Annotated in this window: 1 rRNA gene; it reads right to left on the reverse strand. The window is 57.2% G+C overall.

Annotated features, from left to right (window positions below):
* Positions 1-21 precede the first annotated feature (21 nt).
* A 23S ribosomal RNA gene (locus ABD437_RS42850) occupies positions 22-615 on the reverse strand; the annotation flags it as partial.

Consider the following 615-nt stretch of genomic DNA (forward strand, 5'->3'; position numbering starts at 1 on the left):
TTACTTCAACGTTACTTCTTTGTGGGCAAGCCCTCGGCCTATTAGTACCGGTCAGCTCCACCTGTTACCAGGCTTCCACATCCGGCCTATCAACCCGATCGTCTACTCGGGGGCCTTAACCACTCAAGGTGGTGGGAGACCTCATCTCGAAGCAGGCTTCCCGCTTAGATGCTTTCAGCGGTTATCCCTTCCGAACGTAGCCAACCAGCCATGCTCCTGGCGGAACAACTGGCACACCAGAGGTTCGTCCGTCCCGGTCCTCTCGTACTAGGGACAGCCCTTCTCAAATCTCCAACGCGCACGGCGGATAGGGACCGAACTGTCTCACGACGTTCTAAACCCAGCTCGCGTACCGCTTTAATGGGCGAACAGCCCAACCCTTGGGACCTACTCCAGCCCCAGGATGCGACGAGCCGACATCGAGGTGCCAAACCATCCCGTCGATATGGACTCTTGGGGAAGATCAGCCTGTTATCCCCGGGGTACCTTTTATCCGTTGAGCGACACCGCTTCCACCAGCCAGTGCCGGATCACTAGTCCCAGCTTTCGCTCCTGCTCGACCTGTCAGTCTCACAGTCAAGCTCCCTTGTGCACTTGCACTCAACACCTGATTGC

Origin of the sequence: Cryptosporangium japonicum, assembly GCF_039524755.1 — a bacterium.
Lineage (GTDB): Bacteria > Actinomycetota > Actinomycetes > Mycobacteriales > Cryptosporangiaceae > Cryptosporangium > Cryptosporangium japonicum.